Origin of the sequence: Bradyrhizobium huanghuaihaiense, from assembly GCF_007830635.1 — a bacterium.
Lineage (GTDB): Bacteria > Pseudomonadota > Alphaproteobacteria > Rhizobiales > Xanthobacteraceae > Bradyrhizobium > Bradyrhizobium huanghuaihaiense.
In genome coordinates this window covers 248,679-263,970 of sequence record NZ_VLLA01000005.1, presented here as the reverse complement: position 1 = coordinate 263,970, position 15,292 = coordinate 248,679, and the positions used below count along the sequence as shown (strand labels likewise).

Genomic DNA, 15,292 nt, shown 5'->3' with positions numbered 1-15,292 from the left:
TCCAGTACGCCGCGGCCTCTCGGTTCAACGACAACTGTCTCGGCGTACTGGATCGCCCGGTCAAGCCGGGCGATGACAGCTAACTGTGACGAAGGCGCGAACCTCACCACTCATACCGCACCGTGCCCTTGCCGGTGTAGGTCTGCGTGCTGCGGGAGAACTCACCCTCGACCGTGCCCGCCAGCGAGAGACCGCTTCGCCATTTCATCTCGGCGCGACCACCGACCAGCGCGGAGTCGGCCGCCGGTTGCGCGCCGTTGACGGTGAAGGCGGCGCCCGGCAGCGTCTGGAAGGCGGCGCTGACGAGGCGGTTGGTGTTGGTGTCGTGCGCCCAGGCGAGCCGGCCGCGCAGCGTGAGCACGCCGTCGCTGACGAGGAAGCGCTGGTCGGTGCGGGCGCCGAGCTCGGTGCGGACATTGGTGGTGTCCTGCGCGGTGTAGGACAGCGCGAACTGGTTGCTGCCGACGATCGCGGTCTCGCCGTAGCCGGGGAGGTGGAAGGTCGTGGCCTGCACGGCCGCGTAGGGCGTCACGCCGAAGTTGGAGGCGGGGATGGGTGCGAAACGCCAGCCCGCTTCGAGGCGGCCGGCAAAGGTGCTCGCCTTGAAGTTCGCGGTGAGCTTGTCGGTGCCTGACACCGTCACGGTGCGGTCGGTGGTGACGTCCTGCCAGCCATAGGCGAGCGCCGCCGAGAGGTAGGCCGGACCAAAATTATGCCGGGCATAGAGACCGGCCTGGAAGACGTCGGCACGGCCGCCGCCGAGGCTATCGGCGACAGAGAAATTGAATCCCGCGCCGCCGAGCGCGAAGCCGACCAGCGTGTCCGGCGAGACGCGGTAGTCGGCGCCGACCACGGTGCCGTAGATGCGGCTGGTGGTGGAGCTTGAACCCGCTGCCGCATTGCCGCTCAATGTGCTGGCGCCGCCATAGCCGGAGGCCCACACGCCCCAGCGCTGGTCGATGACGTCGCCGCTGGCGTCACGCGGGGTCACTGCGGCGTAGGCCTCGCGCACCCTGGCGTCGCCCTGCGCGGTGGCGGCATAGCCGATCGCGCCACCGCCGGCAGCGCCACCGCTTATGCCGCGTTCGCTATCCATGCTGCCGCCGACCGGGTCGAGCATGCCCAGGAATTGCTGCATGGCGTTGAACGCAGCCTGCGTGCTGGCGGCGGCGGGCTGGCCGGAGACCTCGCTGAGGGCGCGGTTGAGCTGGGCGCCGCTCATGTTGAGTAGCGTATCGAAGCCCACCGGCGGCGTCGCACCGCTCTCGACCGCCTTGTTGATGCCGCCGGCGACGCTGGTCTGGTTGCCGCTCGTGCCGGCCGGCAGCTCGATCTTGCCGGGATCGAGCACCAGATAGACATTGTTGGGGTCGTAGGTGAGGCGCGGATTGCGGGCAGGGCTGAAGCTTCCGGCGATGGTCAGCCCGGCGAATTGCGTTCCGCCGAGCCCGCCGCTCGCATTCAGGAGCGTGAAGGTCTGGCCGCGAAAGCTGCCGGGGATCGCCACCGCCTGCACGGTGGCGCCGGTGAGCGTCGCCGTGCCCGTGACATTGGTGCGGTCGGCCGCGGTCGTGGAGACCTCGACCGTGTAGAAGCTGCCGCTGCTGAAGGTGAGATCGCCGCTGACGGTGAGCGTGCCGATGGAATTGCCCGGCGCCAGCCTGCCGCCGCTCGCAATCGTCGTGTTGCCGACGGTGCCGGTGCCACCGAGCGTGCCGCCGCCGTTCACGGTGAGGCTGCTGGAGGCGGCGATCGAGCCGTTCACCGCCAGCGTGCCGCCGTTGATCGTGGTGGCGCCGGTGTAGGTGTTGACGCCCGAGAGCGTCAGGCGTCCGGTTCCCGTCTTCACCAGCGAAGCCCCTGTGTAGCCACCGGATCCGCCGTCCGCGAGAACGCCGGTGACGGTGGTGGATAGATTGCTGCTGCCGACCGTCAACTCCTTGCCGCCGAGATAGAAGGTGCCGCCGCCGGCGAGCGAGCCGGCGGTGAGCTTGTTGTCGCTGTTCGGCCCCGGGCTCATCGACAGGTCGAAGACGGCGCCTGAGGTGTTGTTGATCAGTTGCGCGTCGCCCGGGGTGGAGTTGCCGTCGAACAGCACATGGCCGCTGTTTCTGATGACGGCACTGCCCGCCGTGGTGTTCGTGTCGAAGGTCAGCTGGCTGTTATTGGTGATGGTGGCGCTTCCGGCCGTGGATTGGCTCGTAAACCGCATCTGGCCGTCGTTGATGACCGTGGCGCTGCCTGCGGTGCTGCTGTTGCGGAATTCGATCGTGCCGCTGGCATTGTTGGTGATGGTCGCGTGACCGGCCGTGGGAATGTCGCCGACGTTGCCGCCCCAGAAACTCATCTGGCCGCTGTTGATGACCGTCGCGTTGGCCAGGGTGGCGCTGTTGACGATCTCAAGCGTGCCGGCCGCGGCGTTGGTGATGTGTGCGCTGCCGGCGCTGGAGTTGCTCCAGAAGTTCAGGCTGTAATTATTGAGGATCGTGGCGGTTCCAGCCGTCGCGCTGTCATCGAAGTAGATCCAACGGTTGTTGGTGATCGTCGCGTTGCCGGCCGAGCTGCTGCCGTACACATCAAGGAGCGTGTTATTAGTGATGGTGGCGTTGCCCAGCGTGGCGCTGTTCCAGGTTATGATCTTGCCGTCATTGACGATGTTCGCGCTGCCGGCGGTGCTCGAGTCCCGGAAATAGAGGTTGGCAGTGCTGACGTTGATCGTGGCGCTGCCGGCCGTGCTCGTATCGTAGAAGGTGAGGTCGCTGTAGTAGCTGCCGGTGACGGTGAGCGTCGCATTGCCGGCCGAGCTGGCGTTTCTGAAATTCGTCGTGCCGGTCGTGGTGATCTGGGCATTGGCTGCCGTGGCGACGTCCCTGAATTCGAGCGTGCCTGTATTGGTGATGGCTGCACTGCCGGCCGAGGCCGAATTGTTGAAGTTCAGATTGGCGCTGTTGGATATGTTGGCGCCGCTGGCTGTGCTCGAACCATTGAAGGCCAGGGTGGCCCCGGACAGATTGTTGATCGTCGCGGTGCCGGCCGAACTGGTGTCGTTGAAGTTTGTCGTGCCCAGATTGTCGATCAGGGCGCTGCCGGCCGATGCGGTGTGCCAGAAATAGAGATTGGAGTTGTTGGTGATCGCGGCGCTCCCTGCGCTGCTCGAATTGTTGAACGTCAGGTTGCCGCCGTTGGTGATGGTGGCGGTGCCGGCAGTACTGGTGTCGTAGAAAGTCAACTGACCGGTATTGGCTATGCTGGCGTTGCCGGCACTGACGCTGTTGCGGAAGTTTGTGAGCCCGCTATTCGCGAGGTTCGTGACGCCGCTCATGTCAGCGTTGACGAGCTCGAATGTGGCCCCGCTGTCGACGGTGACCGTCCCCAGGATGGAGCCGGTCGCACCGCTGTTGCCGATCTGGAGCGTGCCGCCCGACACCGTCGTGCCGCCGCTATAAGTGTTGTGTCCGGTCAGGATGAGCGTGCCGGCGCCGGCCTTGGTGAGCGATTTGCCATCCCAGCCGGTGGCAGCGTTCGCCGCCTGATCGGTCAGCGTCACGCCGAGGGTGAAGGTGTCGGTCGCGTTGGTCAGCGTGAAGGTGCCGTGGGCGAGGGAGTTGCCTGCCGTCCAGCTCAATCCGTAGCTGGCGAGGTATTGCAGGCCGTCGGCCGATTTGCGGACGGACATCGTGAGGTAGTCCACCGTACCGCTGAAGCCGCCAATGGTGACGTTGGCGAAGTCGCCGCTGATGCCCGATCGTGTGTCGATCAGCACCTTGTCGAGCTGGCTCGCATCGCTGATGCCGCTGACGTTGAATGCAACGCCGCTGCCGATCGTGATGCCGTCGGCGGACAGGGTGGGGCTGTTCGTGCCCGCGACGATGGAGAGTGCGGTGTTGTTGCCGAAGGTCACGGTCTGCGCGACGTTCAGGGTCGCCGGCGCCTGGATCGCCAGCGTGCCGCCTGTCACGTTGATGTTGCCGGCCAGATTGGTGCTGACGCCTGCGCTGCCGTCGCCGAACTGCAACCGGCCGCCGGAGACGGTCGTGTCGCCGCTATAGGTGTTCGCGCCCATCAGAATCGTGGTGCCGGAACCGACCTGCTGTACGGAACCGCTGCCGGAAATATTGACGGCCAGCGTAAGCGTGTTGCTGCGGTTGAAGGCGAGCACTCCGTCATTGGCGATATCGCCGACGATGGAGCCGGTGGTCCCGCCGCTGCCGATCTGAAGGGTGCCGGCCGCGATCGTGGTGCCGCCCGTGTAGCTGTTGTTCCCGGTCAGGATCGTGGTGCCCGAACCCACCTGCCGCAAGGCACCGCTGCCGGAAATATCGCCGGGCAGGGTGACCGCATCACTGCGGTTGATGGTGAGGACGCCGTCGTTGACGACGGCGCCGGTGAGCGAGCCGGTCGTCCCTCCATTGCCGATCTGCAAGGTGCCGGCTGCGATCGTGGTGACGCCGATGTAGCTGTTGGCCCCGGTCAGGATCGTGGTGTTCGACCCCATCTTCTTGACGGCACCGCTACCGGAAATATCGCCGGCGAAGGTGATCGCATCGCTGCGGTTGAAGACGAGCACGCCGTCGTTGGCGACATTGCCGAGGATCCAGCCGGTGGTCCCGCCATTGCCGATCTGCAAAGTGCCGGCTGCGATGGTGGTGCCACCTGCATAGGTCATATCTGCGGTCAGGATCGTGGTGCCCGAACCGACCTGCCGCACGGCACCGTTGCCGGAAACAACGTTGGAGAAGGTGACCGCGTCGCTGCGGTTGAAGGCCAGCACGCCGTTGTCGACGATATTGCCGACGACCGAGCCGGATGTCCCGCCATCGCCGAGCTGCAAGGTGTCCGCCGAGATCGTCGTGCCCCCCGTGTACGTGTTGCTTCCTGCCAGTGCCAGCACGCCGGTCCCGACCTTGACCAGCGAGCCGCCGCTGCCGCCGGCCGAGCCGCCATCGGCGATGCTGCCGGTGACCGTGGTCGATAGGTTGTTGGAGCCGACCGTCAACTCGGTGGCGCCGAGGAAATATTGACCGGCGCCGGCAATCGAGCCGGCGCTCTGCTTGTTGTCGTTGTTCGGGCCGAGGCCCGGCGAGAAGTCGACGATGCCGTCGTTGATGATGGCGGCGTTGCCGGCCGCACTGGTGTTGTTGAAATTCACGGTAGCGCCGGCGCTGTTGGTGATAGCGGCGCTACCGGCCGTACTGGTATCGTTGAAGTACAGCAGGCCGTTATTGGTGATGCTGGCGCTGCCCGCCGAGCCGCTGTCGTTGAAATTCACGGTAGCGCCGGCGTTATTGGTGATGGAGGCACCATCGGCCGAGCTGCTGGCCCTGAAAGTTAGATAGGCGCCCGCATTGTTGATTATAGAGGCGCTACCGGCTGTACTGGCGTCGCTGAAGTACAGTTGGCTGTTATTGGTGACGGATGCGCTGCCGGCAGTGGTGACGCTGGAGAAGATCAGGTCGCTGTTGTTGGCGATGGTGGCATTGCCGGCCGAGCTGCTGTTGTTGAAATTCATGTAGGCGGCGGCGGCGTTGGTGATGGATGCGCTGCCGGCTGTGCTGGTGCTGGAAAAGGACAGGCTGCCGGAGTTGGCGATGGTGGCGCTTTCGGCCGAACTGCTGGCTTCGAAGTCGATGTGAGCGCCGGCGCTATTGACGAAGGAGCCGGTGCCGCCGGTGGACTGGTTTTTGAACCACAGATTGCCATTGTTGGTGATGGAGGTCCCGGCGCCGGCAAAGCTGGTCTCCTGGAACGCCATATAGTGGTTGTTGATGATGGTCGTGCCACTGCTGAAACTGTTGCCGTAGAACGACAGCAGGTTGTTGTTGGTGATGGTGCCGCTGCCCGCCGCGCTCATATCCCAGAAAGACAGGAAACCGCTGTTGTTGATGGTGGCGCCGCCGCTGATGCTGGAGTTACGGAAAGTCACATCGCCGCTGGTATTGATGGTGGCGCTGCCCCCCCACAGACGGATGCCGACGGCGGTGAAGGTCAATGTACTCGTGTTATCGAAGGTGTAGGACGAAGCGCCTGGATTGAACGACCACTCGCCGACGGAGACACCGGTCGCCAACGACAGGGTCGTCTGGCTCGAGGTGCCGAAATACGCAGTCCCTGTCGGCACCGAGCCGGTGCTCCAGTTGGTGCCGGTGTTGTAGATATTCGACCCCGGGGAGGCGAGCCACGTCGCATCCTGCGCGCGCGCGGGCGTCGCCGGCAACGTCCAGGCCAAGGCCAGCGCCGTCGAGGTCATCAGCGCAGCCCGCAACGGGTGGGTCACCCGGACACGATCTCTTCCCGTCCTCACACTTCCCTCGGCATGTGTTCGCGAGTCTGTCTTCGGCCGGATTTTTCTCATTGGGCCGGGGGTGGTGTCCTGATAAGGCGGACGAGGATTTCTGAAGATTTCTGATATTTCGGCTTCAGACCCGTTTTTCGGTCATTTTCGACAGACATCCGCTATATGAGCCGCCTGGGGAGACGCTTTGGGGGGATAGGGTGCTTCGTTTCGCCGGCTTCGAGCTCGACCAGCAGCGCGCCGAGGTGCGCGGGGCTGATGGGGTTGCGATCAAGCTCCGGCCCAAGACTTTCGAAATGTTGCGGCTTTTCGCGACCAGCGGTGGCCGGGTCCTGACTAAGCAGGAGCTGATGGAGGCGGTCTGGCCGAACGTGCATGTCGGTGAGGACAGCCTGTTCCAGTGCATCCGCGAGTTGCGCACCGCGCTTGGCGACGAGCGGCGGCAGTTGATCAAGCTCGCCTCCGGCGGCGGCTATTTGCTTGCGGCCGAGGTTGCGGCCGAACAGGGCGCCGCCCTGGAGCTTCCGTTGGCCGAGCCGGTGAAAGCTGAACCCGCGCCGCCGACCGAGGCCGTAGCCGCGCCCTTGTCTCCTCGGCCTCTCCTTCGGGGGCTGCGCCGGCGCGTAGGGATCGCCGCGGGGGCCGGGCTCTGTGCCATGATCCTCGGGTTTGCCGCGGCTGTGCCGGTGTGGAAGCCGGAGCTGCTGTTCAGACGGGCGCCGCCGCGTCTCGCCGTGATGCCGATCGTTGACGCAAGCAACGACCCGCGCGGCGCGATGATGGCGGCCGAGGTCACTAGCCGTCTCACCGATGGCTTTGCCAGGATCCAGAACGTCAGCGTGGTGGCGCCGCGCTCTTCGGCAGTTGCAGGTGTCGAGAAAGCCAGTGCGCCGGCGGCGGCGTCGGACTACGAAATTCGCGGCGAGCTACATCACAGCGATCAGTCATGGACGCTGCGGGCGCGGATCATCAGGGCGGGCACCGGCGAGGTTCAGTCGGTCGTCGCCACCTCGGTCAGCGCGGATGAAGCGGACGCGCAGCTTCAACAGTCACGTCTCGTCGCCGGCGTCGGCCATGTGCTCGCGCGGCGCCTCAACGACACGCTGGAGCCGAGCGCGCCGTCATTCCGCACGCGCGGGGCGTCGGCCGGCGGCGATAAGGTCGCGATCGAGCAGGCCATTGCATCGATCAACCAGACCACGCGCGAGCGCTTCGGCATGGCGCAGAGCATGCTGCAAAAGGCGCTCGAGGACGATCCCGACAATCTCGACATCGCGGTTGCACTGTCGTCGCTGCAGCTGCGCGGCATCCAGATGGTCTGGTTCAGCCCGGAGGAGGCCGCTGCGGTCGAGGCGAAAGCCAATGCGACGCTCGAGCAGGCGTTGCGGTCGAAGCCGAATTCGATTCCGGTGCTGGAGGCCTATTGCCGCTTCCTTAGCGCGACCAATCATTTCGTCGAAAGCCTCGTGACCTGCGCCAAGGCGCTCAGCTTCGATCCATGGAATGGCCCTGCGCTCTATCTGATCGGCCTCGGGCAGATCCATCTCGGTCGCTTCGACGACGCGCTGGCGACATTCCGCCAGGCCGATCGCTACGACACGCCGCCGTCCTCGCGCTGGACCTGGCTGCTCGGTGCGGGCTGGGCGACGCTCTTGAAGGGGCAGGGCGAAGAGGCGCTGCCGTGGCTGCAGCGCTCGATCGCGATCACGTCGGCGTCAGGCCGTTCTCACATGCTGCTTGCGGCGGCCTATCACCGCGCGGGACGGAGCGAGGAGGCGAAGGCGGCGATCGAGCAGGGCCTCAAGCTGCGGCCCGGGACGAACAGACAAAACGTCTCGCCGCCGAGGATGAATGCGAGCCCGGTGTTCCTCGCCGCATCGGATCGCGTCGTTCAGTCCATGGTTGATGCGGGATTGCCGGAGCAGTAAGCCCTACCGCCACCTGCGATGCAGCCAGAGCCACTGCTCGGGATGCTCGCGCACCCAGCCTTCCACCACGCTGGTGATCGCCTGCGTGGTGCCCTGGATGTCGATCTTGCCGTCGGCGTCGCGCACCGGCGGGACCTCCTCGGTCAGTTCGCCGCGGAAGCGGCCGCCGGGCAGGCGGATGATGCGGACGCCGTGGATGGGGCATTCGACCTGGCGCAAGAGGCGGGCCAGCATCGGATTGGCGCGGGTCTTGCGGCCGAAGAAGGTGACCTCGACGCCGCCGGTCAGATACTGGTCGATCAGCATCGCGACATGCTTGCCGTCCTTCAGCGCCTGGGCGAGGCGCAGCGGCGCGTCGCGGCCTGCCGGGATCAACGTGCCCATGTTGACCTGGCGCATCTCCTGGATGATGCGGTCGGCGGAGGCGATGTTCGGGCGGCGATAGAGGATCGCGGCGTCCAGCCCATGCGAGACGGCGGCGAGCGCCGGCAATTCCCAGTTGGCCAGATGCGCGGCGAAGATCAGCGCCGGCTTGCCGTCGTCGCGGATCTGGTCGAACAGCTCGACGCAGCGCGCCGAAAGTTCGATCCGGCTCTTTTCCGGATGCTCGCGGTCGTAATCCCAGACATGGTCCATGTGGGCGAACTCGGCGCCGACGCGGCCGAGATTGTCCCACACGCCCATCAGGATGTTTTCGATCTCTTCGGGCGACTTCTCCGGAAAGGCCGCGGTGAGATTGGCGCGGCCGATGCGGTGCTCGCGCAGGCGCGGCCCGATCGTCTTCACGACGCGTGCGAAGAAGTCCGAGGTCTTGACCGGATCGAAATAGCGCGTGGTGCGCAGCATGCCGACCGTGGCGGCGCCGATCAGGGCTCCGCTGATCGATTTGGCTGCATTCCGCGCGCGAATCTTCGTGCTGATAGAAATCAGCGCCATGCGTCCGGTCAGGCCGGTTCGCGGGTCAGGATCAGCGAGGCGTTCTGGCCGCCGAAGCCGAACGAGTTCGACATCACGGCGGTGACGCGGGCATCGCGCGCCTTGTTGCCGACGACGTCGAACAGGATCGTGGGATCCGGGGTCTCGTAGTTGATCGTCGGCGGGATGCGCTGGTGCTCGAGCGTGAGCAGCGAGAAGATCGCTTCCACTGCGCCTGCGGCCGAGATGGTGTGGCCGACCATCGACTTGTTGGAGGTGACCGGAATCTTCTGCGCGAGATCGCCGAACACGGCCGATGTCGTGTTGAACTCCATCTTGTCGTTCTCGGGCGTCGCGGTGCCGTGCGCGTTGATGTGGTCGATCTGGTCCGGCGTCATGCCGGCATCGGCCAGCGTCTTGTTCATGCAGCCGATGATCGGCTTCCCATCGGGAGAAGAGCGGGTGCGATGGAAGGAATCGGTGAGCTCGCCGCAGCCGGCGATCACGCCGAGGATTTTTGCGCCACGCGCGGTGGCTGCCTCGTAGCTCTCCAGCACGAGCGCGCCAGCGCCCTCGGCCATGACGAAGCCGTCGCGGTTCTTGGAGAAGGGGCGGGAGGCCGCCTGCGGCGGATCGTTCTGGGTCGACAGTGCCGAGAGCAGCGAGAAGCGCACCAGCGCTTCGGGATTCACCGTGCCGTCGGTCGCGACGCACAGCGCCGCGTCGGTCTCGCCGCGGCGGATCGCCTCGACGCCGAGCTGGATCGAGGTCGCGCCTGAGGCGCACGCCGTCGACAGCGAGATCGGCGAGCCCTTGGTGCCGAAGGTCTCGGCAAGGTGAGCTGCGACCGAACCGAACATGAAGCGGTGGTGATAGGCGCTGTACTTGCCGCCGCCGGAGATGCGCAGCAGATCGTCATAGTTGAAGTCCTGCGTGCCGACGGCGCGGCCGAGCTCACGGCGCTGCGGCCATTCGACCTCGACCGGCGCGACCGCAAGGAAGAGTGGGCCCGGGAAGTCGGCCTTGGCGCCGATGCCGGCCTGCTCGAGCGCTTCCTGCGTCACGAGCTCGGCCATCCGCTCGGACAGGGCCGTGGAGGAGAACGGATCGACGCTGACGAAATCGACGGTGCCGGCCATCGTGGTCTTGAGACCCTCGACCGGAAAGCGCGTGATGGTGCGGATGCCGGATTCGCCGGCCACGAGCTTGGCCCAATTGTCGGCCTTGCCGGCGCCGAGCGAGGTCATGATGCCCATGCCGGTGACGACGACGACGGGACGCCCGAATTTGTCGCGTGGTGCAGTCATGTCGATCCCCCGATAGAAGAGCTAGAGCATCCGCTAAAGCGCGACGCGCTTTAGCTCACCGCCTCAACCAGCGCCATGCCTTCGCCGCGCCAGTGTCCGGCCCCCACCACCACAATCTGGGTGGGTGCCCCCTGCATTTCAATCTCGGTTCCGGTCGAATCGTTCGGCGGGAACAGCGCGCCGCGCGAGATCGACAGCGCCGCGAGCGCAATGCCGAGCGGGAATTGCGTCTCCATGGTGTGACCGAACATCGTGCCGGTCGAGCGCACCGGGAAGTCGGCATGGCCCTTCAGGAAGCCGCGCTCTTCCGAGGTCGCAGGCTCCGCGCCGGTCGCGCCCGTGATGATCGCGCCCTTGCCCTCGCGCTTCGGCAGCTTGGCCCAGAGCTTCTCCAGCGTTGCGGCCATGTCGCCGGGCTGCTTGCGGCGGGCGAGATCGGCAACGACGCTCGACAGCTTCGCATAGGGCTTCGCGCCGCGCGCTTCGGCGTGGGCCTTCGATTCCAGCACCAGGAACGCGCCGGCCGAGCCGAGCGCGAAGCCGGCGTGGTCCTTGCGGGCCCATACCGGTGCGAACTTGTCCCTCAGGTTGAAGTCGCCGAATTCGTAGAGGACGAGCAAGTCCTTGCGCTCGCCATTGTGCGAGCCGCCGACGAGGGCAATGTCGCTCTCGCCCGAGGCGATGCGCGCAAGCGCGATGCGGGCGGCATCGGCGCCAGCGACCTCTTCGCCCATGAAGGTGCGCGAGGTGCCGCCAAGGCCGTGCACGATGGCGATGTTGCCGGCGAGCAGGTTGGAGAGCTGGGCCAGGAACAGCGTCGGCCTCAGATCGCTCATCAGCCGCTCGTTGAGGAAGCCGGGCGCGTTGGCCCCCTTGGCTTCGGCCGTGAGCACGCCGGTGTCGACGTTGAGGTCGCGCTCACCGCCGCCGGCGGCGACCACCATGTCGATCTTCGACAGGATGTCCTTGTTGCCCTTGATCCCGGCGGAGTCGAGCGCGAGCCCGGCCGCGTAGGTGCCGATGCGCTGCCAGGCTTCCATCTGGCGCTGGTCGCCCTTCTTCGGAATCTGGCTGTCGAAGGTCACAGGCATCAGGGGATGCACGACGTAGGGCGCAAAGCCCTTCTCGTCGACATTGATGCGCTTTTCCTGGAGCGCGGCCCAGTTGGCGTCCAGGCCTTCGCCGAGCGAGGTGGCAAGGCCAATGCCGGTGATCCAGACTTCCGTCTGGCCGGGCTTCGAAGCGGTGTCAGTCATGGCGATACGGCCTGTTGCGGAAAGCCGACGCGCTCGGCGACTTTCGCCATGTACCCGCGCATATCCGCATTGGGGAAGGGGATCAGCGTGAAGGTCAGCGCGGAATTGGCGCGCAGCTTGCCGCCGACCCGGATCTTGGCTTCGGTCATGGCATAGCCCGAACCCTCGTAGGTGAGGCTCGCCTCGATGCTCATGAGATCGCCGGGGAACACCGAGCCGCGGACCTTGCCTTCCTTCACGGCGGCCAGGATCGGCATGCGCTCGAACTTGAACACGCCGAGCTGAAGCCAGCCCGAGGCCTGCGCCATCGATTCGATCAGGAGCACGCCGGGCATCAAGGGATAGCCCGGAAAGTGCCCCTCGAAGACGGTGCTTTCCTTCGGAACCTGGGCTTCGACGACGATCTTCTTCTCGTCGACGTTGAGGTCGACGATGCGATCGATCATGTGGAAGTATTCGAGTTGCATGGCCGCCCGATTAGGCGCTCGCGCCCTTGGCGGCAACCAGCTCGTCGATGCGCGCGCACAGATTCTTCAGCACGAAATATTGTTCGGTGGTCGCCTTGCCGTCGTTGACCTCCTGGGTCCACTTTTCCAGCGGCAGCTTGATGCCGAACTGCTTGTCGATCGCGAAGGCGATATCGAGAAAATCGAGGCTGTCGATGCCGAGGTCATCGATGGCATGGCTATCCGGCGTGATCGTGTCGCGCGGGATGTCGCAGGTTTCAGCGATGATCGTGGCGACCTGATCGAATGTGGAAGACATCACTAAGCCTTTGATATATTGCGGATATTTGTCAGATTTTCCAGAGTGGCGCGATGGGAGGGCATCGCGCCCCTGATGACGCCCTCAAACCCCCCTCTGGCCGGGTCGAAAGCCCGTATATCGGAGCGCCGCCCTGAGTTCAATGGAGCCGGACAGGGCCTAGGGGACAGGATTGGGGACGCCGGTGGCAGGGCCTCCGGCCGGCGGCGGGGCCTAGATGTGAGGTGTCGTGATCTTGGCGCAGTCGCGGCGGCCCATCAGCACGCAATCCTGGGTCCGGCGCAGGTCGGCGATGCTTACCGCGAGCCAGATCCCGATCGCGGTCAGCGCGATGGTGAAGGCGAGCGCGGCGATGTTGGCGAGCATGCGGTGGCGGAAATCGTCGGGCTCGGCGCGGGGCCGCTCGTACCGCGACAGGTCGAGCGGCTCGGGCGTGACCCGCAGAGGCTGCACGCTGCCGTTGCCCCGGTGGACCGCCGGGCTGGGCGAGGTGCGCGGCCTGAACTGGAGCACCCGGTGCTCGTCATCCGAGCTTATGGGCCGCTGGGTTTTCATGGTGCGGGGATCACTCCGAAGCAGCGATTTTTAGATAGCACACGTGATGAAAGCGTTGCAGAAAATCTTCTCAACGCAAACGTGCGTTGCGCTATTGCACTATCTTTCATGCACGTACGCGGCGCCGGCCGTCACGCTGGCGTCAGGACGTACGGGTTGCGTTGCAACAAGCGTTACGACGCGTGCGTTGCGCGGTCCCGTGAACATCGTCTTGTGATCTCCACGTCCGCCTTGAGCGCATTTTGCCGCTGCAGAGCCCATGGTAATCAGGGGAACCGGACCCACCGGCTGCATCCATGCGAGGGGCTTTCGACCATGACCACGACCAACGCGCGCGAACCGAGAGTGCATCCGGTGCCGATCCTGTCGCTTCGGCCGACGCAGATGACGGTCGGCATGCGCGAGGTCAAGGAGAAGCGCAAGCGCTGGCGCGAGCACGGCAAGAAGAAGCAGTCCGATCTGCTCGGCACCCATATGATCCCCGTCGTGCACGGACCCGACGAGCGCTATTACGTGATCGACCATCATCATCTCGGCCGCGCACTGCACGACGAGGGCATCAAGGAGGTGCTGGTGACCGTGGTCGGCGATCTCCGCATGGTCGAGCGCGAGGCGTTCTGGGGGGTGATGGACAACAAGCGCTGGGTCTATCCGTACGACGCCAAGGGCGAGCGGCGGTCGTTCCGCGATCTGCCGAAATCGGTCGCCGATCTCAAGGACGATCCCTTCCGCAGCCTTGCCGGCGAGCTCCGCCGCATGGGCGGCTTCGCCAAGGACACCACGCCATTCTCCGAATTTCTGTGGGCGGACTTTCTGCGCCGAAAAGTGTCGCGCAAGGCCGTGGATGCCAATTTCGACAGCGCGCTGGAGAAGGCCCTGTCCGCGGCCAAGAGCAAGGATGCGGTCTATCTGCCCGGCTGGTGCGGGCCGGCAGACGATGATTGAGCGCAGCCGCTCACATTAGTCGCGCTGGAAGATCTTGGCGCCGGGATAGGCGCGCCGCGCGTAGGTGACGACCAGCGCGCGGTCCTGGGTTGCCAGGAAGGGCGTTCGGATCCGGCACGATCCGATGATGAGGTGCCATAGACCATTGAGCTTCTGAATGACGACTTTCATTTGAGTAGTCCTCGACGATTCCGCATTCCAGCAGGTGCTGCCTGTCGCGGCGGCCTTGCGATTCACGATCGGGATCATGGGTGCAAAATTCCCGGTTCCGCTCTCGCCTGCTGCAAGACTGCGCCGACTATTATTAGTTGGTTACGGCATGCGGCCCGATAAGCCGGCTCTCATCACACCCTGTTGAGTGAAGTCATTTTCCGCGCCGACGAAACCGTCCTGAAACAGAGCCGTCCCAACTATCCCGGTATCGAGCTCACACAGGAGGCAGGAATGCGCCGTCTGTTTTTCGCAATTGCCGTGCTCGCCGTCGCCACAGCAGGGATCTCGGCCTCGTTCGCCGCAGTTCATCACGCCAAGACACTGACATTTGCCGAGCGCTTTGCCCCGGCACTCGACCTGATGGCGAAGCAGTAGCGGCGTGATCACTTCGGATCTTGCGGGCCGGGTGAAGAGAGTAGCCGTTCGAATTCCGCGGCGGCTTCGCCGTCGCGCGCCTTTTGCAGCAGCGCGTGGCGCTCCGCACCAGCCGGAAGCCTGCTCGCGGCGGCGCGGGCGTCCCGTGTGAATTTGTTCAGGCGCTCCTGGAGCGAGCGGGCCGGTCGCGTTCGGTTGCGTTTCTTGGTCATCAATTGCCCTTTCCGGTGCAAAGACAACCATGGCCGCGCGAGCACTGTCCTTAACTTTTGTTGGCATCCGACCGCGGGCGGTGCGTCGAGCTGCACCGAGGTCGGGTCACGGTGCCCGATGAGCGGAAATTTTTGGAACTGGTGGATTTCGACAGCCGTTAGCTGCACCAGCCGCCAACGCTTTGAGGCGCCCGATGCCGCGATTCCATTTCGACATCCATGAGAACGGCCGGGTATTTCCCGACGAGGACGGGCAGGATCTTGCGAACGAGAACGACGCTCGCAAGGAGGCGGTCATGACCGGCGCCTCCATCGCCCGTGACGCCTTCGTCTCGGGCAGCGCGCGGCACGTCGTCGTCGACGTTCGCGAGGAGGGCGCGCCGTTCCTGAAGGTGTCGATCACGCTCGAGGTCGACGAAGCCTAGGCGCGCGGTGTCGGCAGGGGCGTGGCCGCTTCGCACCTGCGGCAGCGCGGCGCATGCGATCTTGACGTATCGCAAGGAGGCGCCGCCTGCGGTCGGTAAGGTCT

General features: G+C 65.2%; 13 protein-coding genes. 4 read left to right on the top strand and 9 right to left on the bottom strand.

Annotated elements, in window-relative coordinates; translation table 11 throughout:
* Positions 1-103: 103 nt before the first annotated feature.
* The gene (locus IQ16_RS13925; protein ID WP_145831524.1) at positions 104-6,274 is read right to left on the bottom strand and encodes an autotransporter-associated beta strand repeat-containing protein; all 6,171 of its coding nucleotides are present in this window, start codon (positions 6,272-6,274) and stop codon (positions 104-106) included.
* A 218-nt stretch (positions 6,275-6,492) separates the two neighbouring features.
* Here IQ16_RS13925 and IQ16_RS13920 point away from each other — a divergent pair, with 218 nt between their 5' ends.
* Positions 6,493-8,220 (top strand): winged helix-turn-helix domain-containing protein, encoded by a 1,728-nt coding sequence (locus IQ16_RS13920; RefSeq protein ID WP_018645550.1) that lies wholly within the window; start codon positions 6,493-6,495, stop codon positions 8,218-8,220.
* Positions 8,221-8,223: 3 nt separating this feature from the next.
* Here the strand turns inward: IQ16_RS13920 and IQ16_RS13915 are convergent, their stop codons facing one another.
* The 6 genes from IQ16_RS13915 to IQ16_RS13890 all read right to left on the bottom strand — a co-directional run bounded on the left by IQ16_RS13915 (position 8,224) and on the right by IQ16_RS13890 (position 13,018).
* The gene (locus IQ16_RS13915) at positions 8,224-9,156 is read right to left on the bottom strand and encodes a lipid A biosynthesis lauroyl acyltransferase (RefSeq protein WP_018645551.1); all 933 of its coding nucleotides are present in this window, start codon (positions 9,154-9,156) and stop codon (positions 8,224-8,226) included.
* Between the two features lie 8 nt (positions 9,157-9,164).
* A complete protein-coding gene (locus IQ16_RS13910) occupies positions 9,165-10,442 on the bottom strand; it encodes a beta-ketoacyl-ACP synthase (RefSeq protein ID WP_018645552.1) in 1,278 nt (425 codons plus the stop codon).
* A 50-nt stretch (positions 10,443-10,492) separates the two neighbouring features.
* Positions 10,493-11,698 carry a beta-ketoacyl-ACP synthase gene (locus IQ16_RS13905; protein WP_018645553.1) on the bottom strand — a complete coding sequence of 402 codons (1,206 nt, stop codon included), beginning with the start codon at positions 11,696-11,698 and terminating at the stop codon, positions 10,493-10,495.
* Positions 11,695-12,165 (bottom strand): 3-hydroxyacyl-ACP dehydratase FabZ family protein, encoded by a 471-nt coding sequence (locus IQ16_RS13900; protein WP_018645554.1) that lies wholly within the window; start codon positions 12,163-12,165, stop codon positions 11,695-11,697. Before IQ16_RS13900 ends, IQ16_RS13905 begins: the two co-directional genes overlap by 4 nt.
* Before the next feature lie 10 nt (positions 12,166-12,175).
* Positions 12,176-12,463, bottom strand: coding sequence for an acyl carrier protein (locus IQ16_RS13895; RefSeq protein ID WP_007592476.1), 288 nt, complete (start codon positions 12,461-12,463; stop codon positions 12,176-12,178).
* 213 nt (positions 12,464-12,676) lie between these two features.
* Positions 12,677-13,018, bottom strand: a complete 342-nt coding sequence (locus tag IQ16_RS13890; protein ID WP_018645555.1) for a hypothetical protein — start codon at positions 13,016-13,018, stop codon at positions 12,677-12,679.
* 315 nt (positions 13,019-13,333) lie between these two features.
* Between IQ16_RS13890 and IQ16_RS13885 the strand changes: the two genes are divergently transcribed.
* Entirely contained in the window at positions 13,334-13,963 is a 630-nt protein-coding gene (locus IQ16_RS13885; RefSeq protein ID WP_018645556.1) for a ParB-like protein, read from the top strand.
* 15 nt (positions 13,964-13,978) lie between these two features.
* On the opposite strand, the gene IQ16_RS45625 is transcribed toward IQ16_RS13885, so the two are convergent.
* Complete coding sequence (locus IQ16_RS45625; protein ID WP_167526326.1) at positions 13,979-14,134, bottom strand: hypothetical protein; 156 nt, start codon at positions 14,132-14,134, stop codon at positions 13,979-13,981.
* A gap of 273 nt (positions 14,135-14,407) precedes the next feature.
* Between IQ16_RS45625 and IQ16_RS45620 the strand changes: the two genes are divergently transcribed.
* A complete protein-coding gene (locus IQ16_RS45620) occupies positions 14,408-14,551 on the top strand; it encodes a hypothetical protein (protein WP_167526325.1) in 144 nt (47 codons plus the stop codon).
* Positions 14,552-14,559: 8 nt separating this feature from the next.
* On the opposite strand, the gene IQ16_RS13880 is transcribed toward IQ16_RS45620, so the two are convergent.
* Complete coding sequence (locus tag IQ16_RS13880) at positions 14,560-14,763, bottom strand: hypothetical protein (protein ID WP_018645559.1); 204 nt, start codon at positions 14,761-14,763, stop codon at positions 14,560-14,562.
* A 194-nt stretch (positions 14,764-14,957) separates the two neighbouring features.
* Here IQ16_RS13880 and IQ16_RS13870 point away from each other — a divergent pair, with 194 nt between their 5' ends.
* Complete coding sequence (locus IQ16_RS13870; protein WP_020608001.1) at positions 14,958-15,188, top strand: DUF6894 family protein; 231 nt, start codon at positions 14,958-14,960, stop codon at positions 15,186-15,188.
* Positions 15,189-15,292: the final 104 nt, after the last annotated feature.